Source organism: Vicinamibacterales bacterium (assembly GCA_035699745.1).
Lineage (GTDB): Bacteria > Acidobacteriota > Vicinamibacteria > Vicinamibacterales > 2-12-FULL-66-21 > JAICSD01.
Window position 1 is genome coordinate 1 of the sequence record DASSPH010000073.1, and the last position, 20,421, is coordinate 20,421.

Sequence of the window (20,421 nt, forward strand, 5' to 3'; positions counted from 1 at the left end):
TCACTGGTACCTGAGCGCCTGCGCCGGATCGAGCCTGGCGGCCTGGCGCGAGGGATAGATGGTGGCGACGAAGCAAATCAGCAGGGCGGCGAGCACGACGGCGATCAGGTCCTGCGGCAGCAGCGTGAACGGCACGTAGGAGATCTGGTAGACGTCCATCGGGACGCGAATGAGCTGGTAGCGATCCAGCAGGTAAATCACGCCGCAGCCGAGCAGCGTGCCGCCGCCGGTGCCGATCAGCCCGATGATCAGCCCCTGCAGCATGAAGATCCGGCGGATGCTCGCCGTCGTGCTCCCCATCGTCTTCAGGATCGCGATGTCGCGGCTCTTCTCCATCACCAGCAGCACCAGCGAGGCGACGATGTTGAGGGCGGCGACCATGATGATGAGACCGATGGTGATCGAGATGGCCATCTTCTCGAGCCACAGCGCCGAGAAGAGCGACTTGTTCATCTGCGCCCAGTCCTGGGTCGCGTACTCCTCGCCGAGGCGGCGCGGGATCTCCTCGGCAACCGCCGCGGAGGCGAACATGTCGTCGAGCCGCACCTGCATGAAATCGGGCCGGTCCTTGCCGAACACCCGCTCGGCGACCTGGAGATCGACCAGCGCGTACTCGCTGTCGAACTCGAACAGTCCGAGACTGAAGATGCCGACCACCTTGAAGGCGCGCGTGCGCGGCATCGGCGTGAAGGGGGTGAGCACCTGATCGGGGGTCATCAGCCGCACCGTCTCGCCGACCTGGACCTCGAGGTTCTTCGCCAGGTCGATGCCGAGCACGATGCCGTCCATCTCCTCCGGGCCGGCGCGCAGGCCGTCGAGCGTGCCCTGGCGAATCGCGCTGCGGATGTCGGTGACGGTGGATTCGAGCGCGCCGTCGATGCCTTTCACCGTGACCGGCGCGTTCTGATTGAGGCCGGATCCGACCGTCAGCATGCCCTTGCCGATCGCCGCCGGCGCCACGCCGATGACGCGCGGCACCTGCCGCAGCCTGGCGACTTCGGCGGGAATGTCCTGGATCCCGTCGCCGAGCTTGAAGACGTAGACGTGCGCGGAGGAGCCGACGATCCGCTCGCGCAGCTCCTTCTGCAGCCCGGTCATCAGCGCCATGGCGATGAGCACCGCCATCACGCCGACGCCGACGCCGAGAATCGAGATGAAGGAAATGAGGGAGATGAACGCCTGCTTGCGTTTCGCCAGCAAATACCGGAATGCGACGAACAGCTCGTAGGGAAGATCGTTCATCCGTCAGTCTCAACTATACGTCGGGCGGACGGGGGGCGCCTGGAGAGCGGTCCTCACCCCCGCGGCCGCATCAGCGGGAACAGGATGACGTCCCGGATGGACGGACTGTTGGTCAGCAGCATCACCAGGCGGTCGATGCCGACCCCCTCGCCGGCGGTCGGCGGCAGCCCGTACTCGAGCGCGCGGATGTAGTCCTCGTCCATGGCGTGCGCTTCGAGGTCGCCGGCGGCCTTCTCCCGCAGTTGGGCCTCGAAGCGGCGGCGCTGCTCGGCCGGATCGTTCAGCTCGCTGAAGGCGTTGGCCACCTCGAAGCCGCCGATGTACAGCTCGAAGCGTTCGACGGTGTCCGGATCGTCGGGGCGCTGCTTCGAGAGCGGCGACACTTCCGTCGGGAAGTCGTAGACGAAGGTCGGCTGGATCAGCGCATCCTGATTCAGCCGCTCGAAGATCTCGGTCGCGATCTTGCCGGCGCCCCATGCCGGCTGGATCTCGATCGCGAGCCGCCGGGCGAGGTCCGCGGCGCGGCCGCGATCGCGCAGATCCGCTTCGGTCACGTCGGCGCCGAGCGCCTGCGACGCGCTCTGACGCGCCCCCTCCCGCAGCGAGACGCGGCGATACGGCGGCGTCAACGAGATGGCGTGCTCGCCGAACACGATCTGGTCGGTCGCAATCGCCTCGCGCGCGACCGTGGAGAGCATCTCCTCGGTCATCACCATCAGCTCGCGATACTCGCTGTACGCCTGGTAGAACTCGAGCATCGTGAACTCGGGGTTGTGCTGCGTCGAGATCCCCTCGTTGCGGAAGTTGCGGTTGATCTCGTAGACGCGCTCGAGGCCGCCGACGGTCAGGCGCTTCAGGTACAGCTCGGGCGCGATACGCAGGTAGAGCTGCAGGTCGAGCGTGTTGTGATGCGTCACGAAGGGGCGCGCCAGCGCGCCCCCCGCGATCGGCTGCATCATCGGCGTCTCGACTTCGAGGTAGCCGCGCGCGTTCAGGAACGTCCGGATGCCGGCGAGCACGCGGCTGCGCGTCTCGAAGACACGCCGCGAGTCGGGATTCACGATCAGATCGAGATAGCGCTGCCGGTAGCGGGTTTCGATGTCCTGCAGCCCGTGCCACTTCTCGGGCAGCGGAATGAAGCACTTGGCGAGGAACTCGAGCCGCGACGCCCAGATCGTGAGCTCGTTCGTCTTGGTGCGGAACAGGTGCCCCGACACGCCGGCGAAGTCGCCGAAGTCGAGCAGCTTGAAGAGCGCGAAGTCGCGCTCGCTCAGCGAATCCTTGCGGATGTAGGCCTGGATCCGCGAGCGGCCGTCCGACAGCACGAGGAAGTTCGCCTTGCCGAAGCTGCGGATCGCCAGAATCCGCCCCGCGGTGGTCGTCTCGACGCGGGCCGTCTCGAGTTCCCCGGCGGTCTTCTGGGAGTGGGCGTCGATCAGCGCGGCAATCGAGTCGGTCCGCTCGAAGGCGTGCGGATACGGGGTGATGCCGAGGCGCTGCAGCTCCTCGAAGTTCGCCCGCCGCTGGCGGATCTGTTCGGATTCCTTCTGTTCGACTGTCTGCTGTTCGTCAGCCATTCGCTGTCACACGTGTCACGCTTCACGCCCCGTCACAAAGGGCACGAAGACCACAAAGCTCACTAAGAATTCTAAAGGTCTTCTTCGTAGTCCTGGTGTTCTTTGTGGTCTTTGTGGCGGAGCGTCTTGCCGCAGGCCGTCACTCCCGGTTGAGTGTCTTCCGCACGGCATCGAGGACGCCGTTGATCAGCGGCACCGGTTCTTCGCCGCTGAAGGTCCGCGCCAGCTCGAGCGCCTCGTTGATGATCACGCGGGCCGGCGTCTCCGGCTCGGTCAGCAGCTCGTAGATCGCCAGACGCATCACGAGACGATCGATCACCGCGACGCGTTCGATCCGCCAGTTCTTCAGGTGCGCGGCAATGAGCTGGTCCGTCTCGGCGACGCGGGCCACCGTGCCGGCGACCAGACCGTTGGCGAACGTCCGGCCCGCCTCGTCGACCATCACGTCGGGCGTGGCGTCGGCGCGCTCGTCTTCGGGCGACGGCGGCGCGTCCCGTCCGGGCCAGTAGGTGCGGACCGCCTCGTGCGGCGAGACGCGGCCGACTTCCCACTGATACAGCATCTGCAGCGCCGCTTCGCGCGCATGATGACGGCCGGCGCGGTCCACGGTCATGCGCGGAAGCCGAACGGGCGGCTGGATCCGCCGGTGAGCGACTTGTAGAGCGCCGCCATCTCGATCGCCGCCGCGGCAGCCTCCCGGCCCTTGTTGTCCGGACCGGATCCCGATCGCGCCGCCGCCTGCTCCAGCGTGTCGGTGGTCAGCACGCCGAACGCCATCGGCACGCCCGTCTCTCCGGCCGCGTCCGTGATGCCGTGCGCCACCGCCGAGGCGATGTACTCGAAGTGCGGCGTCTCGCCGCGGATGATGCACCCGAGGCAGACGACCGCGTCGAAGCGTCCGGTCTCCGCCGCCGCGCGCGCCGCCTGCGGCAGCTCGAATGCGCCGGGCACGGAGAACAGGTGGACGTGGCCGTCAGCCGCGCCCGCTTCCTTCAGCGCCGACACCGCGGCGTCGCGGAGACTGTCGGTCACCGCGTCGTTGAAGCGCGACACGATGACGGCGAATCGGAACGCCGAGGCGTCCGGAAGCGGCGCCGCCGGCTGGCCCTCGGTGCGCACTTACTTCCCCTTGAAGTCCGCTTTACGCTTTTCAAGGAATGCCCTGGTTCCTTCGCGCATGTCCTCACTCGATCGGGGGGCTTCGCCCCCCGGCCCCCCTGCACGCTCACTCGCGGGGGCCCCCTGCCCCGCTCCGTTCGCGTGGCTCACTCGCTGCCGCTCGTTCGCTTCCGAGGCGCGCATGTTATTTGCCCCTGAACTCGGGCTTCCGTTTTTCCAGAAACGCCCGCGTCCCTTCGCGCATGTCCTCAGTACTGGCGACCAGGCCGAACAGCGTCGCCTCGAAGATCTGCGCCTGCGGGAACGGCATCTCGAGCCCCTTGTGCACGGCCTCGAGAATGTAGCGCACCGCGATCGGCGCCTTCGCCGCGAGCGCCGCCGCCAGCTTCTTCGCTTCAGTCAGCAGCTCCGCCGCCGGGAAGACGCGATTGACGAGGCCGAGGCGATGCGCCTCCGCCGCGGTGATCTGGTCGCCGGTGAGCAGCAGTTCGAGCGCGCGGCCGCGGCCGACGAGGCGCGTCAGCCGCTGCGTGCCGGCGTAGCCGGGGATCAGGCCGAGATTGATCTCCGGCTGCCCGAGCCTGGCCGTGTCGGCGGCGACGCGGATCGTGCACGCCATCGCCAGCTCGCAGCCGCCGCCGAGCGCAAAGCCGTTGATCGCCGCGATCACCGGCTTGCCCATGTGCTCGATGAGATCGAGGACGTGCTGCCCGGCGATGGCGTGCTCGCGGCCGGCCGTCGGCGTCTGCGCCGCCAGCTCGTTGATGTCGGCGCCGGCGACGAACGATTTCTCCCCGGCGCCCGTCAGCACCACGGCGCGCACCGTCTCGTCGCGCTTCAACTCGAGCATGGCGCGCCGCAGCTCGTCGAGCGTCTGCGTGTTCAGCGCGTTCAGGACCTTCGGGCGGTTGACGGTGATGACCGCGACGGCGCCATCACGCTCGACCAGCAGGTTTTCGAGGTTCATAACGGAAATGGATACATCAGCCAGCCGAGAACGAGCGCCGCCACGACGAAGCCGGCGAACATCGTCGCTCCCGTGCGGAGCTGCTGGCGCGGATCGTCCCGCAGCAGCACGGCAAAGACCGCGGACACGAAGCACGCGAACAGCGCCATGAGCCAGAAATGGCTGGGCCCCACGCTACTTCCGCCCCTTGGCGATGTCGAACGCGTCCAGCACGACGAGGAAGTTCAGCAGGCCGGCGGTCATCAGGAACGTGTTGCCGTACTCGTACGAGGCGGCGGTCACCGTGCCGAGGCCCGCATCCATCGCCCGCGCGACGAAGTACGGAAGACCGATGCCGCGGTTGGCGATGCCGCCGAGGAACACCAGCGGGTCGGACATCTCGAGCGGGAACAGCCGTCCCTCGAGCCACAACCCGATCGCGAACATCAGCGGCAGGGCGATCAGGAAGACGATGCCTTTCTGCCGGCGGCCCTGCAGCAGGTGCCCCGCGCCGGGGATCAGCCACGAGAGTCCGACGACGAGCGCGAGCCGGCCCGGCTCCGCTCCGGCGCGCTCCGCTGTGGTGGATTTCGTCGCCATGCGATCACCGAATCATATCATTCGGGTCCGGCGCCTCCCGGGTCCCGCCGCCGTCAGTCGTCCGCGAGCACGCCGAGCACGAGCCAGGCGGCGGCGCATCCGAGCGGCAGCGCGGCCGCAAAGCGCGCGGCGTTCGAGAACGCGGCGGCGCCGGCGGTCTCGAGCGTCCACGTGACGGCGGTCGGCAGCGCGGCCAGCGCCAGCACGCGGCGGGCGCGGCGGGCAGAGACGGACGCTCCGGCAGCGAGCGTCAGGGGAAAGGCGAGCGCGCCGCCGACGTAGAGACCCGTGCAGCGCGCGCATACCGGCATCTGGGTGCCGCCGGGAAGGAAGAACGACCGTTCAGGACGCTGATGACAGATGAACCCGCAGAACGGCCGCATCGCGGCCGGCGCCAGGAAGAGTGCCGCCATCCACAGCCAGAGGCCCACGCCCACGGCGAATTGCCCTGCTCTCGCCGCCCGACGCACCGCGATCGGCACGAAGAGATTCTACCGGCATCGCCGCCTCGACCGCCGTCACCGTTCGTCGGTCGCGTATCCCAGTCGCGTCCGCGAGCGCAATGCGTTCCCCGTCAGCACCTGGACGACGATCCGCCTGAACCGGCTGTCCAGACGTTCGTCGCTGGGGACGTACCCGATCGAGTACTGGTTGGCGAGCTCGGTGGCGATCGCGCGATACACCGACCGCAGTTGATCGGGACGAGGGAAGAACGAAGCGCCTCCGGTCTCACGCGCGAGCGCCTGCAGCGCGCGATCGGACTCGTCCGACTCGACGCGGGCCGCGAGGGTCCGTTCGGCGGGCTGCAGCGACACGGTGTAGACGCTCACCCCCGACCGCCGCGCCGCGCGCAGCACGTCGTCCTGCGACATCGGGCTCGCGGTGTCGGCGCCGTCGGACAGCAGGACGATCGCCTGCCGGCGCACGGCCTCGGCGGATCGCGCCCGCTGGCCGAATTGCCTCAGGGCGACGTAGAGCGCGGTATTGAGGGCCGTCTTTCCGCGCGCGACCGTGCTGCGGACGGCCCGCTGCAGGGCGGCGCGATTGGAGGTGAGCGGCTCCAGAATCGAGACCGTGTCGCTGAAGGAAACCACCGCGCCGCGATCGATGTCGCGCAGCGTGCCGAGGAAGCCGGCCGCGGCGTCCTGCGCCAGGCCGATCTTGTCGGTCATGCTGGAGCTGGTGTCGATCAGCACGATCAGATCGAGCGGCACCGTCGAGGACTCGAAGAACCGGACTTCCTGCTTTACGCCGTCCTCGTACACTGCGAAGTCGGCCGGCTGGAGCCCGGCGACGTACTTCGCGCTCCTGTCCTGCACGGTGACGTTCAGCGAGACGACCGCCGCGGTGCTGCGGAACATCGGCCGCGACGGCAGATCGGCGACGGGGGGGAGCTCCTGGGCGAGAGCTGAGGCGCTGGCCGCGAGACACGCCAGCGCGGCGATCAGGACTTTCACGACGACCCTCCGCCGCCCGGGGCTGCAAATTGGATTCCCGGACGGCGAGGGGGCGCGCGCCGACTCAGCCACTGGCCGGTGCCGGCGGAATCGCCTGACGATTACAGCGGTCCGAAGTGGGCGGCGTAGCGGGCGCTGAACTCGTCCCACGTGTAGGCGTGGCTCTGCCCTCCAAGATGTTCCAGCGCGTACGTTGCCGCGACACTGCCGACCCGGCAGGCGACCTCGAGGCTCCACCCGGCGGCGAGCCCCTTGAGCAATCCGCCCCGGAAGGCGTCGCCGACACCGGTGGGATCGACGATCGAGTGCGGCGTCACCGCGGGAACCGGCGTGATCGCCGTCCCCTGGTGGATCGTGCAGCCGTGTTCGCCGCGGGTGACGATGAGCGCGTCGGCGCGCGAGAGAATCGCCGCCTCGTCCATCCCCGTCTTCTGCTTCATCAGCTCCAGCTCGTAGTCGTTGCAGATCACGATCGCGGCCCCCTCGATGCCGTCGGCCAGCTCCGGTCCGCTCATCCGCGCGCACTGCTGGCCCGGATCCCACACGAACGGGATGCCCAGCGTGCGGCACTCCTCGGCATACTGGACCATCGCGCCCGGATCGTTGGGCGACACGATCACCAGCTCCGCGCCGGTCACGGTGCGGAACGACAATTCGCCCGCGTTGGCCATCGCCCCCGTGTAGAACGAGGCAATCTGGTTGCTCTCGGTGTCAGTGCTGCAGAAGAACGAGGCGGTGAACTTGTCCTCCACCTGCTTCACCAGCGAGGTGTCGACCCCCGCGGCCTCGAGCCAGCGGCGATAGTCGTCGAAGTCCTGGCCGGCGGTGCCCATCAGCCGCGGACGCTCGCCGAGGAGCGCCATCGTGTAGGCGATGTTCGGGGCGCAGCCGCCGCGCCGCTTGTCCATCGAGTCTACGAGGAAGCTGAGGCTGACGCGGCTCATGTGCTCCGGCAGGAAGTGCTCGGTGAACTTCCCGGGGAAGGACATCAGGTAGTCGAAGGCGATCGAACCGGTGACGATGGTGGACATAATCAGTGCTCAGTGCGCAGTGCGCGGTGCGGAGTGCGCAGTGCGGAGTGCTCAGTGCGCAGTGCGACGTGTGAAGTGCGCGGTGCGCAGTGCGCGGGGTCACTTCAGGTACTTGCCGACGAGGGGAGCGAGATCGCGCTTGACGCGATCGGGGATCGCGTCCGGGCGGGTGAGCAGCGCGTGCTGCAAGGCGGTGGCGCACTCGCACGTGCGCTCGTACGGGAGACGCGACACCGCGTCGGCGATGACCTGCTGGGCGGTCTTCGCGTTCGCCACCAGGTTCTGCACGATCATGTCGACCGTCACCGAGTCGTGGTCCGGGTGCCAGCAGTCGTAGTCGGTGACCAGCGCGATCGTCGCGTAGCAGATCTCCGCCTCGCGGGCCAGCTTGGCCTCCTGCAGGTTGGTCATCCCGATGATGTCCATCCCCCAGCTCCGGTACAGCTTCGACTCGGCAAGGGTCGAGAACTGCGGCCCCTCCATGCACACATAGGTGCCGCCCTTGTGGACCGTCGCGCCGACGGTCCGGCACGCATCGTGGGCCACGTTGCCCAGCCGGCCGCATACCGGATGCGCGAAGGCGACGTGCGCGACCAGGCCGTTGCCGAAGAAGGTGCTGACCCGCCCCTTCGTCCGATCGAAGAACTGATCGGGGATGACGAGGTGCTGCGGCACGTAGCGCTCCTGCAGCGATCCGACCGCGCTCGCCGACAGGATGAACTCGACGCCGAGCATCTTCATGCCGAAGATGTTGGCGCGGTAGTTCAACTCGGTCGGGGTGTGGCGGTGCCCCGCCCCGTGGCGCGCCAGGAACGCGACCCGCTGCCCGCGGAGCGTCCCGATCACGTAGGGATCCGACGGATCGCCGAACGGCGTGGTCACCTTGCGCTCTTCCCGATCGGTCAGTTCCGCCATGTCGTACAGGCCGGACCCGCCGATGATGCCGATTCTGATCGCTTCGCTCATGTCGCTCTCTGCCATCCGCCATCCGCCATCCGCTCGCCGCTCTCCGCCGTCCGCCATCCGGTGCGCTAGATCACGGGATCGACGGAGAGGCGGCTGCCGTCGGCCCGGATGTAGCCGGCGGCGATGCGGGCGTCGTGCTCGAAGAAGATCAAGTACTCGCGCTCGACGGCTTCCCGCAGGAATGCGCGCTTGAACGCCAGCGTCTCCATCGGATAGAGATCGTATGCCATGATCCACGGCAGGTCGACGTGCGCCGTCGTCGGCATCAGATCCGCGGCGAACACCGCCGTCTTCCCGCCGGCGTCGATCGTGATCATCTGGTGCCAGCGGGTGTGGCCGCCGGTGCGGCGGAAACGGACGCCGGGCAGGATCTCGCGATCGTCGGCGACGAAGTCCACCACGCCGGCCTCCTGCAGCGGCAGGTAGTTCTCGGCGAAATAGCTGGCGCGGTTCCGCTCGTGCGGATGCGTCGCGTCCTCCCATTCGCCGGGATTGATCACGTAGCGCGCGTTCGGAAACCTCGGCGCGAGCGCGCCGTCCGCGCGGCGGACGGTGAAGCCGCCGGCGTGATCGAAGTGGAGATGCGAGGCGATCACCAGCTCGATGTCCTGGGCGCGGACGCCGGCGCGGGCCAGCGCGACGTCGAGGTCCTCGGCACGGTCGAACCCGTAGATCTCCTGGCTCTTCGCGTCCATCTTGTCGCCGGCGCCGGCGTCGACGATCGTCAGCGGTCCGCCCGCCGGACGGATGAGCAGCGGCCGCATGGCGAAGGTGACGCGATTGCGATCGTCCGCCGCGGCGCGCCTCGACCACAGCGTCTTCGGCACCACGCCGAACATCGCGCCGCCATCGAGACGGAAGTAGCCATCGAGCAGCGGTGTCAGGTCGAACTCGCCGAACGTCATCGCTGTCGCATTACTCGAAGCGTCGAAGGATGGCGAAGGATGGGCGAAGGAGACTCATGCGGCCGCTCGAAGGGGTCGAAGGGCGAAGGGGCGAAGGGCGAAGGAGATCGGATCACCATCGACGGCTCCCGTCGACCCCTTCGTCTCAGCAACCACGACGCTCCTTCGACATGTCTTCGCCGCCCTCGATACCCTCGAGCAAGACCCGCTGCTTCAATTCCACGAGCACGCCGTGCGTGCTCGCCGGATGGATGAACGCCACCTCCGAGCCGTGCGCGCCGGGACGCGGCGCCTCGTCGATCAGCCGCACGCCCTTCTCCTTCAGGCGCGCCAGCACGGCGCGGATGTCGTCGACCCGAAGCGTCAGGTGGTGGATGCCCGGGCCGCGCCTGGCGACGTACCTGGCAATCGGCGAATCGTCGGCGGTGGCCTCCAGCAGTTCGATCGCGGACTCGCCGGTTGGAATGAAGTGCGCCCGGACCCGCTGCGACGCGACCTCCTCGGGCGCTTCCACCTCGAGCCCGAGCGCGTCGCGATAGAACTTCAGCGCCTCGCCGAGGTCGCCGACGGCGATGCCAATGTGATCCAGCGTTGCTTTCATATAGCCACCAGCGCTTCAGCGTATCGCGCGGCTCACGATGGTTTCAACGACCGTGTACGGATCGGTGTCGCGCGAGGCGATGCGATCCAGCATCCGGTCGAACTCCCCCGGCGCCAGCACCTGCTGGTTGACGTACTGCACGAAGCGGTGCGCCAGCAGCTCGCGGACGCGGAACTCGGCGCGGGCGCGGCGGCGCTCGCCCAGCGTCGCGGCGGTGTGCGTCCGGAACCGCTCGATCTGCTCGACCAGCTCCGCAATCCCCTTGCCGGTCGTGGCCTCGGTCTTGACGATGGGCGGACGCCAGCGGCTCGCGTCGTAGGCCTCGAGCGACAGCATCGCCTCGATCGAGGCGACCGTACGGTCCGCTCCCTCGCGGTCCGCCTTGTTGACGACGAAGATATCGGCAATCTCCATGATGCCGGCCTTGAGCGCCTGCACTTCGTCGCCGGTGCCCGGCACCAGCGTGACGATCGACACGTCCGCGGTGCGCACGATGTCCACTTCGTCCTGCCCCACGCCCACGGTCTCGATGATGACGATGTCCTTGCCGGAGGCGTCGAGCACGAGAGCGGCTTCGGCCGTGGCCCGGGCGAGGCCGCCGAGATTGCCGCGCGTCGCCATGCTGCGGATGAAGACGCCGCTGTCGCCGGCGTGCGCCTGCATGCGGACCCGATCGCCGAGAATGGCGCCGCCCGTATACGGACTGGTCGGATCGACGGCGATGACGCCGACGCTGCGGCCGCCGCGCCGCAGCGCCGCGATGAGGCGGTCGACGAGCGTGCTCTTGCCGGCGCCGGGCGATCCGGTCACGCCGATCAGGTAGGCCCGGCCCGTGGCGGCGAAGATCCGGCGCACGAGATCGGGCCCCTGCGGCGCTTCGTCCTCGATCAGGCTGATGGCGCGCGCGATGGCGCGCGGATCCCCCTGGCGGACGCGCTCGGAGAGCGAGGCGCGTGCGTTCACGCCAGCAGCTGCCGCGCGATGACCAGGCGCTGGATCTCGCTCGTGCCCTCGCCGATGGTGAGCAGCTTCACGTCGCGGAAGTACTTCTCCGCCGGGTAGTCCTTCACGAAGCCGTAGCCGCCGTGGATCTGGACGCAGTCGTCGGCGACCTTGACCGCGGTCTCGCTGGCGTAGAGTTTCGCCATCGCCGATTCGCGGGTCATCCGCCGGCCGAGATCCTTGAGATGGGCGGCGCGATAAGTGAGCAGCCGCGCCGCTTCGATCCGCGTCGCCGCGTCGGCGAGCTTCCACTGGATCGCCTGGAACGCCGCGATCGGCTGGCCGAACTGCCGCCGTTCCCTGGCGTAGCCGCGCGCCGCTTCGTACGCCCCCTGCGCGAGCCCGACCGACAGCGCCGCGATGCCGATCCGGCCGGCGTCGAGCACCTGCAGGGTGTTGATGAAGCCCTGGCCTTCCTCGCCGAGCAACTGCGACGCGGGAATGCGGCAGTCCTGGAACACCACCTCGCTGGTGTCGCTGGCGCGCATCCCCAGCTTGTTCTCCTTCTTGCCGGCGCTCATCCCGGGCGTGCCGTGCTCGAGCACGAACGCGGAGATGCCGCGGTGCCCTTTCGTCCGATCGGTCACCGCCATCGCCACCATCATGCCGCCGATGCGGCCGTGAGTGATGAAGTTCTTCGCACCGTTGAGCACCCAGCCGTCGCCGCGGCGCACGGCGGTGGTGCGCATGCCGGCGGCGTCGCTCCCGGCGCTGGCTTCGGTGAGCCCCCACGCGCCGAGCACTTCACCTTTCACCAGCCGCGGCAGGTACTGCTGCTTCTGCGCGCCGCTGCCGAACATGTTGATGTGCGAGGTGCACAGCCCGTTGTGCGCCGCCACCGACAGCGCGATCGCCGGACAGACGCGCGCCAGCTCCTCGATGCAGATGCAGTAGTCGACCGCCGACATGGCGGCGCCGCCGTACTGCTCGTCGAACTGGATGCCCATCAACCCCAGCGCCGCGAGCTTCGGCAGCAGGTCCATCGGAAACTGCTGCGCCTCGTCCCAGGCCATCACGTGCGGTCGCATCTCCGCTTCCGCGAACTCGCGGACGGTCTGCCGCAGCAGGCGCTGCTCTTCGGTCGGACGAAAATCCACTGGGCAAATTATACGGCCTGGTGCCTCGTCTGCTGAGACGCGCCGACGGCAGCGGCACCAAGATCACAAAGGTCACGACGATCACAAAGAAGACCAGGTGGGTTTCTTTCCTGGTCTTTGTGATCCTCGTGGCCTTTGTGCCGCGGCCGTGGGCCGTCTCAGCGGGTCAGCGGGTCAGCGGCCGCCGTTCGAATCAGAGTACGATGAGGCATGAAGAATCTGCTCGCCGCCGCGGCGTTCCTCCTGCTCGCACCCGCGCCGGCGTTCGCCGACCTGACGGCGTTTCTCGGCCGCACCACCACGCCGGAGGCGCGCAACACCAAGGGCTTCGCCATCGGCACCGGTCTGCTGATCGTCGGCTTCGAGTTCGAGTACGGCGCCACCGACGAGAAGCTGCGCACCGCGACCAGCAGCACGGCCGACGAAGACGCGCCGGCGCTGAAGACGTTCATGTTCAACGGACTGCTGCAGACCCCGATCCCGATCGCGCGGACGCAGTTCTACGGCACGCTCGGCGCCGGCGTGTACCGCGAGACGCTCTCGACCGACGAGCCCAACGACGGCACGAACTTCGGCACGAACGTCGGCGGCGGCGCGAAAATCACGCTCGCGGGACCGATTCGGCTGCGCCTGGATTACCGGGTGTTCAGTCTGCGGGGATCACCGCGCCACGCGACGGTGCAGCGCCTCTACGCCGGCATCAATCTGAAGTTCTGAGAATCTGGAAATCTGGAAATTTGGAAATCTAAAATGCAGATTTCCAGATTTCCAAATTTCCAGATTTCCAAATTACTTCACGGTCGGGGACATGTTGGTCGTCAGCTGCAGATTGAGCAGCGTCTGCCCGCTGGCGAAGCAGGCCTGATACTTCGCCCACAGATCCTGCGCTTCGCTGGGAAACGCTTCCCGCAGGATGTCGGTGATCGTGTAGTCGGCATCCTTCACCGGCGGATCCAGGATCCACATGTAGACGACGTTGCCGCCGGGGGCGGGCTCGAGTCCCTTGAACACGCGCCAGCCGAGGGCCTGCTGCTTGCGTTTCGGGTCGTCGCTCCTGGTGAGCCCTTCCTTGACGCGCGCCATCACCGCCTCGAAATCGGCGGTCTTGTCCGGTTTGATGACGCTGAACATGACGCCGGCATCGGAGGTGAAGCGGCGCGACGCGGGAACCGAGGGGGAGGTCTGTGGAGTCGCCGCGGCCTGGCCCGGAGCGGGCACAGGCGCGGCAGGCGGCTGGGGAGCCGTTTGCGCCGCGGCGGACACCGCCGCGAGCGCCATCATGAGCAACGAGCTGACTTTCACGCGCACTGCAGGCAGCCGGGTGGGCAGGAGCGCCGCCGCTAACCCCCGAGCTGCGTGAGGCTCAGCTTGCTGAGACCGGCCGCGAACGCGTCGGCGTACCGCTTCCACATGTCGGCGGCCTCCGGCGCGCGGAGTTCGTCCGGCGTCATCGTCTTCGAGAGCATCTGGAACAGCTCGTACTCGGAATCGGCCACCGCGGGATCGATCAGCACGACGTAGAGGGCGTTCGGACCGAACGGCTCGCTCGACTTGTAGATCTTGAAGCCCTGGGCCTGCTTCTGCAGCGTCGCATCCTGCGTCTTGGCGAAGCCGGCCTTCAGCTTGCCCGCCATCTCCTCGAACACCGCGGTCTTGTCAGGCTTGATCTGCACCAGGAGGATGCCGGCCGGCGTCGTGAACGGAATCTTCGGCGCGGCGGGCGCCGGCGCCGCAGCGGTCTGTCCCGCGGGGGGCTGCTGGCCTGCCGGCGGCTGCTGACTCGTGGTCGTCGCCTGAGCGAACGCTGCAGCGGGGGCGAGCACCACCGCGAAGGCAAAAGCACTAATCACGCAAGAACGCATCCCAATCTCCTCCTTGGGCGGAAGGTCCGAACGGCCACTCTATCACAGCCATGTACCCATCGGACCGCGCCGCATCATCACCGTTTCAGAGCTTTCAGACGAACACCGCCAGCACCTCGTTGGCCATCAGCATCCCGGCCCGCGTGAGCCGGAGCACCCGCCCGTCGCGCACCACCCAGCCCGCCTCGACGAAGGGCTGCAGCGCGCCGCCGTATCTGGCCCAGACGTCCGTGCCGTAGCGAGCCGCGAAGGCGTCCAGATCGATCCCGTCGACGAGGCGCAATCCCATGAACAGCGCCTCTTCGAGCCGCTCATCCGCGGACAGGATCCGCCGTTCCGCCACGGGATCCGCGCCGGCGGTCACGCGCGCGATGTACTCCTCGGTGCCCGGGACGTTCTTCCACCGGACGCCGGCGCGCGTGCCATGCGCACCACACCCGAAAGCAAGCCACTCGCCATCTCTCCAGTACTTGACGTTGTGGCGCGATTCGCGGCCGGCTCTCGCGACGTTCGAGATCTCGTACTGCCGCAGCCCCGCCGATTCGAGCGCGTCCATCGCCCGCAGGTACATCTCGGCCGCGTCGTCATCCGGCGCCTGCGACCAGCCGGCCCGTGCCATGTCCTCTTTCAGCGGCGCGTTGGGGTACAGCTCGAGCAGGTAGAGCGACGCATGGTCCGGCGACGCCGCGATCAGCGCCTCGACGTTGGACAGCCACCCGCCGACGCTCTGACCCGGGAGCCACATCATCAGGTCCAGACTGACGTTGTCGAACCCGGCGGCACGCGCCTCGCGCACCGCCGCGCGGGCGCGATCCGCGGAATGCATCCGCCCGAGCCGCTTCAGCTCGTCGTCGTGGAACGACTGGACCCCGAAGCTCAGACGATTGACACCGGCGGCGCGAAAACGTTCCAGCTTGGCGCGATCGACCGTCTCCGGATTCGTCTCGAGGGTGATCTCCCATTCGACGCGGGCGGACGCTCGTCCCCCCTCGCCCGGGGCAGGCGGCCGCGCGCCGAACCGTTGCTGGATATCGGCAGTGATGGCGGCTATGTCGTCGGGCTCGAGCAGCGACGGCGTCCCGCCGCCGAAGAATACCGTATCGGCCTCGACGCCGGCCGGCGCCCCGCCGATCTCGCGCCGCAGCGCCGCGACGTAGCGCGTCTTGAGATCCGCGTCATAGAGGCCCCGGTTGAAATTGCAGTAGTTGCAGATCGACGAGCAGAACGGAATATGGACGTAGACCCCCGCACGGACGTTTGGGAGTTGGAAGGTGGGCGTTCCTTGGGAGTTGGCCGTTCCTCGGGAGTTGGGCGCTGGAAATCGGGAATTGACGCCGCTCAGCTTAAGTTCCCGCTTTCCCACCACTCCAGCCTAACTCTTTCCCCGGCTTGAGCTGGGCGCGGATCGGCCCTTTGGCGCGCGCGGGGAGCGTCCGCTTTCCCGACCCTTGCGCCTTCCGCTTCCACGCCATCAGCAGATCTTCGGGGCCGGCGTTGGTCGGCGCGTGCCTGAAATCGGCGCCGTCCCACTCCAGGAAGTCGCACATCTCGTGCAGCCGCGAGTGAATCCGGAAGCCAATCCGCTCCTTCAGGCTGAAATCCGTGCTCTCGGTTTCCGCGTCGTCAGGCGTGTCTTCGTAGTTCGAGGTGAAGATCGTCAGCCGCCGCTCGTTGTAGCGGGTGTTGACGATCAGGTTCATCGTCTCTTCGACCCATTCCGAGGGCTTCTCGGAGCCGAGATCGTCGAGCACGAGCAGATCCGTCTCCATCACCGGCCGCAGGATGTCCATCTCCGCCGTGCGCACCAGCGGGTTGTAGGTGCTGCGGATCAGTCGGAGCAGATCGCGCGTGTCGTAGAACAACCCGCGCGCCCCGCGGGTGAGAATCGCGCGCCGCAGCACCGCCACCGCGATGTGGGTCTTGCCGATCCCCGGCGGGCCGATCAGGCACATCCCCTTGCGCGCGTGCTCGCCGCCGGGAAAGTCTTCGGCGAAGCGCCTCGCGCGGCGCACGGCGGCCGCGAGTTTCTCGTTCGGGTAAATGACAAAGCTGTCGAGGTCGCAGCCGCGGTACCGCGGCGGAATCCGCGCGTCGTCGAGCAGCCGCGCGGTCACGCCGTCACGCCAGCAGTCGCAGCGGACGACGCGGCGGACACCGTCGGTGATGTCCGCTTTCCATCCGGTGTCGTCGCAGCGGTCGCACGGCATGGGGAGATCGGGATTGTAGCACCGAGACGCGCCGGCGGCTCGACACAAAGCGCACGAAGGCCACGAAGATCACAACGATCTCTTGGTTCGTTCTTCGTGATCTTCGTGATCTTCGTCTTCTTTGCGACGCTGCCGTGGGCTCGTCTGAGTGGAATCGGCTTGTTCTTCGCCCGAGATCGGCGGAGTGGCCCGAACGAGATCAGTTGGCGAGGACTTCACCATCGCGGTGCTCAACCGCTGCTCCCAGTCGCCGAGGCCGCGGGCCAGCTCGTGCTTCACGTACTCCATGAACTGGTTGACTTCCCCCTGCATCTGCTCCATGCGGCGGCGCATGTTGAGGATGATCTCGACGCCGGCGAGGTTCACGCCCAGATCGCGGGTGAGCGAGAGAATGGTTTCGAGCTGCTCGAGATCCTCTTCCGAGTAGAGGCGCGTGTTCCCTTCGGTGCGCGACGGCTTGAGCAGCCCCTCGCGCTCGTACAGACGCAGCGTCTGCGGGTGGATGTTGTACTTCTGCGCGACCGCGCTGATCATGTAATAGGCGCGGCCGCCGCGCTTAGACGCCATACAGCTTCCCGAACTCGCGCATCAGCTCTTTGCCGCGCTCGTCGACGATCTGCGGCAGCACGATGGTGACGTCGACGATGAGATCGCCGCGGCCGCCGGCGGCGGTCGGCGCGCCGCGCTCGCGGAGGCGGAACCGCTGCCCCGCCTGCGTGCCCGGCGGAATCCGCAGCTTCACGGGCCCCTCGAGCGACGGCACGTCGACGCGGGCGCCGAGGACCGCGTCGTGCACGCGGATCGGCACGGTGACGCAGAGATCGTCTCCCTGGCGGCGGAACGTCGGGTGCGGCTGCACGTGGACGGTGACGTAGAGGTCGCCGTTCGGCGCGCCGCGCCGTCCCGCGTGCCCCCGGCCGGCGATGCGCAGGCGGGCGCCGTCGTGCACGCCGGCCGGAACCGTGACCGGCGCCGCCTCGCTCCGGACCTGCAGTCCCTGGCCGCCACACGCCGCACAACGCTGCGTCTGCTGCCGTCCCGATCCGTGGCACGCCGCGCAGCTCTTCGTGAACACCATGTGGCCGCGGGCCCAGCGGACCTTGCCGGTCCCCTGACACGGCGCGCAGCGCCCTTCCGGCGTGCGCACCGTTCCGCCGCCGCCGCACACGCCGCAGGCGTGCTGACGGACGATGACGACCTGCTGCGCCGCGCCGCGCATCGCCTCTTCGAACGAGACGGTCAGCGCCGCGTGGATGTCAGCCCCCTGCTGCGGGCGGCCGGCATCGGACGGCCGAACGGGATGCAGCACCTCCGCGAACAACTCGGTGAACGTCGCCGCCTGGGGTCCGTGCGCGGCAGAGGAGAAATCGAACCCGGTGAACTCGAACGTCGTGGCGCCGTTGGGCGCGGTCTGCCCGCCGGACGTGTCGTACGACCGGCGCCGATCCGGATCGACGAGCGTCTCGTACGCTTCGGAGATCCGCTTGTACAGACTCGCGGCAGCGCGATCGCCCGGATTGATGTCCGGATGGTACCGCCGCGAGAGCCGCCGGTAGGCGCGCTTGATCTCGGACGGCGACGCCCCAGGCGCAAGGCCGAGCAGCGAGTACAGATCCATGTCAAATCCCAACTTCCAAGGCCCAACGCCCAACGAACGCTCAACTCCCAACGCCCAAAACTCCCAAACTCCCAAGGCTCCCAAGCTCCCAGGACTCCCCAACGCCAACCCCCGTCGCGATCTGCTGGGCGTCGGGCGTTGGGCGTTGGGCGTTAATTGGAGCGTTGGGCGTTGGCCGCTTGGGCCTTGACGCAACTCAGCCCTACTTCTTCTCCTCCTCGACCACTTCGGCGTCGATCACGTCGCCCTGCGAGCCGCTCGCGGGCCGCTGCTGCTCGCCGCCGCCGCCCGGCGCCGGGCCGGCCTGCGCGCCGGCCGCCGCGGCGTTCTTGTACATCGCCTCGGCCGCCTTGTGCTGCGCCTGATTGAGCGCGTCCATGCGCCGCTTGATCGCCTCGGTGTCGTTGGACTGGATCGCCGACTTGAGATCGTTGACCGCCGATTCGATCGCCGCGCGCTCGGCCGCGCCGAGCTGCTCGCCGGAATCGCGCAGGGTCTTCTCCGCGACGTAGACCGCCTGGTCGGCGTGGTTGCGGGTCTCGATCTCCTCCTTGCGCTTCTTGTCTTCGTCGGCGTGCGACTCCGCCTCGCGCATCATCTTGTCGACCTCGTCCTTGCTGAGGCCGCTCGACGCGGTGATCTGAATCTTCTGCTCCTTCTGCGTCGCCATGTCCTTCGCCGACACGTTGACGATGCCGTTGGCGTCGATGTCGAAGGTGACCTCGATCTGCGGCACGCCGCGCGGCGCCGGCGGCAGGCCGGCGAGGTGGAAGCGTCCGAGCGTCCGGTTGTCGCGCGCCATCGGGCGCTCGCCCTGCAGCACGTGCACCTCGACGCTGGTCTGGTTGTCCGCCGCGGTCGAGAACATCTCGCTCTTCCGCGTCGGGATCGTCGTGTTGCGCGGGATCAGCGTGGTCATCACGCCGCCCATGGTCTCGATGCCGAGCGACAGCGGCGTCACGTCGAGCAGGAGCAGGTCCTTGACCTCGCCGGCGAGCACGCCCGCCTGGATCGCCGCGCCGATGGCGACGACCTCGTCCGGGTTGACCCCCTTGTGCGGCTCCTTGCCGAACAGCTCCTTGACGATGGCCTGCACCCGCGGGATGCGCGTCGATCCGCCGACGAGCACCACTTCGTCGATCTTGCTGGGGTCGAGCCCGGCATCGGTCAGCGCCTGGCGCGTCGGCGCCACCGTGCGCTGCAGCAGGTCCTCGACGAGCGACTCGAACTTCGCCCGCGTGAGCTTCATCGTGAGATGCTTCGGCCCGGTCTGGTCGGCGGTGATGAACGGCAGGTTGATGTCGGTCTCCATCACGGTGGAGAGCTCCATCTTCGCCTTCTCCGCCGCCTCCTTCAGACGCTGCAGCGCCATGCGATCCTTCGACAGATCGATGCCCTCGGTCTTGCGGAACTCGCCGACGATCCAGTCGATGACGCGCTGATCGAGGTTGTCGCCGCCCAGATGCGTGTCGCCGTTGGTCGCCTTGACCTCGACCACGCCCTCGCCGACTTCCAGGATCGAAATGTCGAACGTGCCGCCGCCGAAGTCATAGACGGCGATGGTCTCGTCCTTCTTCTTGTCGAGCCCGTAGGCGAGCGCCGCCGCCGTCGGCTCGTTGACGATCCGCTTCACTTCGAGACCGGCGATCTGGCCGGCATCCTTGGTCGCCTGCCGCTGCGCGTCGTTGAAGTACGCCGGCACGGTGATGACCGCCTGGGTGACCGACTGGCCGAGATATTCCTCCGCGGCCTGCTTCAGCTTCTGCAGGATCATCGCGGAGATCTCGGGCGGCGAATACTGCTTGCCGGCGGTGTTGACGCGGACGTCGCCGTTGCCGGCGCGCTCCACCCGGTACGGCACCATCTTCATCTCTTCGTTGACTTCGTCGAACTTGCGGCCCATGAACCGCTTGATGGAGAACACGGTGTTCTCCGGGTTCGTGACGGCCTGACGCTTGGCCACCTGGCCGACGAGCCGCTCGCCGGACTTGGTGAAGCCCACCACGGACGGCGTAATGCGGCTTCCCTCCGGATTGGTGATGACGACCGGTTCGCCCCCCTCCATCACCGCCACCACGGAGTTCGTCGTGCCCAGGTCGATCCCGATGATCTTGCTCATGTCGTATGTCCTCGCCTTCCGCGAAACTTTATAATGTTGAAAGTATAAAATGTGAGTTCGAACATGTCAAGG

General features: G+C 67.8%; 23 protein-coding genes. 1 reads left to right on the forward strand and 22 read right to left on the reverse strand.

The features are described 5' to 3' along the window. The 15 genes from VFK57_18155 to VFK57_18225 all read right to left on the reverse strand — a co-directional run bounded on the left by VFK57_18155 (position 1) and on the right by VFK57_18225 (position 12,543). The gene (locus VFK57_18155) at positions 1-1,242 is read right to left on the reverse strand and encodes an ABC transporter permease (protein ID HET7697644.1); all 1,242 of its coding nucleotides are present in this window, start codon (positions 1,240-1,242) and stop codon (positions 1-3) included. Between the two features lie 53 nt (positions 1,243-1,295). Then, positions 1,296-2,819 (reverse strand): lysine--tRNA ligase, encoded by a 1,524-nt coding sequence (gene lysS, locus VFK57_18160; GenBank protein ID HET7697645.1) that lies wholly within the window; start codon positions 2,817-2,819, stop codon positions 1,296-1,298. Positions 2,820-2,958: 139 nt separating this feature from the next. Further along, positions 2,959-3,432, reverse strand: coding sequence for a transcription antitermination factor NusB (gene nusB / locus VFK57_18165; GenBank protein HET7697646.1), 474 nt, complete (start codon positions 3,430-3,432; stop codon positions 2,959-2,961). Then, on the reverse strand, positions 3,429-3,938 hold the full coding sequence (gene ribH, locus VFK57_18170) for a 6,7-dimethyl-8-ribityllumazine synthase (GenBank protein ID HET7697647.1): 510 nt from the start codon (positions 3,936-3,938) through the stop codon (positions 3,429-3,431). Before ribH ends, nusB begins: the two co-directional genes overlap by 4 nt. Before the next feature lie 184 nt (positions 3,939-4,122). Then, positions 4,123-4,905, reverse strand: a complete 783-nt coding sequence (locus tag VFK57_18175) for an enoyl-CoA hydratase-related protein (protein HET7697648.1) — start codon at positions 4,903-4,905, stop codon at positions 4,123-4,125. Continuing rightward, entirely contained in the window at positions 4,902-5,078 is a 177-nt protein-coding gene (locus VFK57_18180) for a hypothetical protein (protein ID HET7697649.1), read from the reverse strand. The genes VFK57_18175 and VFK57_18180 overlap by 4 nt, the downstream gene beginning before the upstream one ends. Before the next feature lies 1 nt (position 5,079). Further along, the gene (locus VFK57_18185) at positions 5,080-5,484 is read right to left on the reverse strand and encodes a DUF6677 family protein (protein HET7697650.1); all 405 of its coding nucleotides are present in this window, start codon (positions 5,482-5,484) and stop codon (positions 5,080-5,082) included. Between the two features lie 53 nt (positions 5,485-5,537). Then, positions 5,538-5,966 carry a DUF2085 domain-containing protein gene (locus VFK57_18190; GenBank protein HET7697651.1) on the reverse strand — a complete coding sequence of 143 codons (429 nt, stop codon included), beginning with the start codon at positions 5,964-5,966 and terminating at the stop codon, positions 5,538-5,540. A gap of 36 nt (positions 5,967-6,002) precedes the next feature. Next, positions 6,003-6,941, reverse strand: a complete 939-nt coding sequence (locus VFK57_18195) for a VWA domain-containing protein (protein HET7697652.1) — start codon at positions 6,939-6,941, stop codon at positions 6,003-6,005. A 101-nt stretch (positions 6,942-7,042) separates the two neighbouring features. Continuing rightward, positions 7,043-7,972, reverse strand: a complete 930-nt coding sequence (locus VFK57_18200; GenBank protein ID HET7697653.1) for a carbohydrate kinase family protein — start codon at positions 7,970-7,972, stop codon at positions 7,043-7,045. Between the two features lie 99 nt (positions 7,973-8,071). After that, positions 8,072-8,953 (reverse strand): S-methyl-5'-thioadenosine phosphorylase, encoded by an 882-nt coding sequence (gene mtnP / locus VFK57_18205; GenBank protein ID HET7697654.1) that lies wholly within the window; start codon positions 8,951-8,953, stop codon positions 8,072-8,074. 50 nt (positions 8,954-9,003) lie between these two features. Next, positions 9,004-9,843 (reverse strand): MBL fold metallo-hydrolase, encoded by an 840-nt coding sequence (locus VFK57_18210; protein HET7697655.1) that lies wholly within the window; start codon positions 9,841-9,843, stop codon positions 9,004-9,006. Between the two features lie 145 nt (positions 9,844-9,988). Then, complete coding sequence (gene mce / locus VFK57_18215; GenBank protein ID HET7697656.1) at positions 9,989-10,444, reverse strand: methylmalonyl-CoA epimerase; 456 nt, start codon at positions 10,442-10,444, stop codon at positions 9,989-9,991. 15 nt (positions 10,445-10,459) lie between these two features. Then, complete coding sequence (gene meaB / locus VFK57_18220; protein ID HET7697657.1) at positions 10,460-11,407, reverse strand: methylmalonyl Co-A mutase-associated GTPase MeaB; 948 nt, start codon at positions 11,405-11,407, stop codon at positions 10,460-10,462. After that, entirely contained in the window at positions 11,404-12,543 is a 1,140-nt protein-coding gene (locus tag VFK57_18225) for an acyl-CoA dehydrogenase (protein ID HET7697658.1), read from the reverse strand. Before VFK57_18225 ends, meaB begins: the two co-directional genes overlap by 4 nt. A gap of 210 nt (positions 12,544-12,753) precedes the next feature. Here VFK57_18225 and VFK57_18230 point away from each other — a divergent pair, with 210 nt between their 5' ends. After that, positions 12,754-13,260, forward strand: coding sequence for an outer membrane beta-barrel protein (locus VFK57_18230; GenBank protein ID HET7697659.1), 507 nt, complete (start codon positions 12,754-12,756; stop codon positions 13,258-13,260). A gap of 72 nt (positions 13,261-13,332) precedes the next feature. Here the strand turns inward: VFK57_18230 and VFK57_18235 are convergent, their stop codons facing one another. The 7 genes from VFK57_18235 to dnaK form a co-directional block, all read right to left on the reverse strand. Next, positions 13,333-13,851, reverse strand: coding sequence for a hypothetical protein (locus VFK57_18235; protein HET7697660.1), 519 nt, complete (start codon positions 13,849-13,851; stop codon positions 13,333-13,335). A 32-nt stretch (positions 13,852-13,883) separates the two neighbouring features. After that, positions 13,884-14,393, reverse strand: coding sequence for a hypothetical protein (locus VFK57_18240; protein ID HET7697661.1), 510 nt, complete (start codon positions 14,391-14,393; stop codon positions 13,884-13,886). A gap of 106 nt (positions 14,394-14,499) precedes the next feature. Continuing rightward, positions 14,500-15,768 carry a radical SAM family heme chaperone HemW gene (gene hemW / locus VFK57_18245; GenBank protein ID HET7697662.1) on the reverse strand — a complete coding sequence of 423 codons (1,269 nt, stop codon included), beginning with the start codon at positions 15,766-15,768 and terminating at the stop codon, positions 14,500-14,502. Then, on the reverse strand, positions 15,749-16,612 hold the full coding sequence (locus VFK57_18250; protein HET7697663.1) for an ATP-binding protein: 864 nt from the start codon (positions 16,610-16,612) through the stop codon (positions 15,749-15,751). Before VFK57_18250 ends, hemW begins: the two co-directional genes overlap by 20 nt. Before the next feature lie 69 nt (positions 16,613-16,681). Then, positions 16,682-17,179: a helix-turn-helix transcriptional regulator gene (locus tag VFK57_18255; GenBank protein ID HET7697664.1), complete on the reverse strand. Its 498-nt coding sequence runs from the start codon at positions 17,177-17,179 to the stop codon at positions 16,682-16,684. Continuing rightward, positions 17,169-18,230, reverse strand: coding sequence for a J domain-containing protein (locus VFK57_18260; GenBank protein HET7697665.1), 1,062 nt, complete (start codon positions 18,228-18,230; stop codon positions 17,169-17,171). Before VFK57_18260 ends, VFK57_18255 begins: the two co-directional genes overlap by 11 nt. A gap of 202 nt (positions 18,231-18,432) precedes the next feature. Then, positions 18,433-20,400 (reverse strand): molecular chaperone DnaK, encoded by a 1,968-nt coding sequence (dnaK, locus tag VFK57_18265; protein HET7697666.1) that lies wholly within the window; start codon positions 20,398-20,400, stop codon positions 18,433-18,435. Between the last annotated feature and the right edge of the window lie 21 nt (positions 20,401-20,421).

Coding starts and splice junctions, on each gene's coding strand:
- VFK57_18155 (HET7697644.1), bottom strand. CDS start 1,242: ATGAACGATCTTCCCTACGAGCTGTTCGTCGCATTCCGGTATTTGCTG.
- lysS (HET7697645.1), bottom strand. CDS start 2,819: ATGGCTGACGAACAGCAGACAGTCGAACAGAAGGAATCCGAACAGATC.
- nusB (HET7697646.1), bottom strand. CDS start 3,432: ATGACCGTGGACCGCGCCGGCCGTCATCATGCGCGCGAAGCGGCGCTG.
- VFK57_18175 (HET7697648.1), bottom strand. CDS start 4,905: ATGAACCTCGAAAACCTGCTGGTCGAGCGTGATGGCGCCGTCGCGGTC.
- VFK57_18185 (HET7697650.1), bottom strand. CDS start 5,484: ATGGCGACGAAATCCACCACAGCGGAGCGCGCCGGAGCGGAGCCGGGC.
- VFK57_18200 (HET7697653.1), bottom strand. CDS start 7,972: ATGTCCACCATCGTCACCGGTTCGATCGCCTTCGACTACCTGATGTCC.
- mtnP (HET7697654.1), bottom strand. CDS start 8,953: ATGGCAGAGAGCGACATGAGCGAAGCGATCAGAATCGGCATCATCGGC.
- VFK57_18210 (HET7697655.1), bottom strand. CDS start 9,843: ATGACGTTCGGCGAGTTCGACCTGACACCGCTGCTCGATGGCTACTTC.
- mce (HET7697656.1), bottom strand. CDS start 10,444: ATGAAAGCAACGCTGGATCACATTGGCATCGCCGTCGGCGACCTCGGC.
- VFK57_18230 (HET7697659.1), top strand. CDS start 12,754: ATGAAGAATCTGCTCGCCGCCGCGGCGTTCCTCCTGCTCGCACCCGCG.
- VFK57_18250 (HET7697663.1), bottom strand. CDS start 16,612: ATGCCGTGCGACCGCTGCGACGACACCGGATGGAAAGCGGACATCACC.
- VFK57_18255 (HET7697664.1), bottom strand. CDS start 17,179: ATGGCGTCTAAGCGCGGCGGCCGCGCCTATTACATGATCAGCGCGGTC.
- VFK57_18260 (HET7697665.1), bottom strand. CDS start 18,230: ATGGATCTGTACTCGCTGCTCGGCCTTGCGCCTGGGGCGTCGCCGTCC.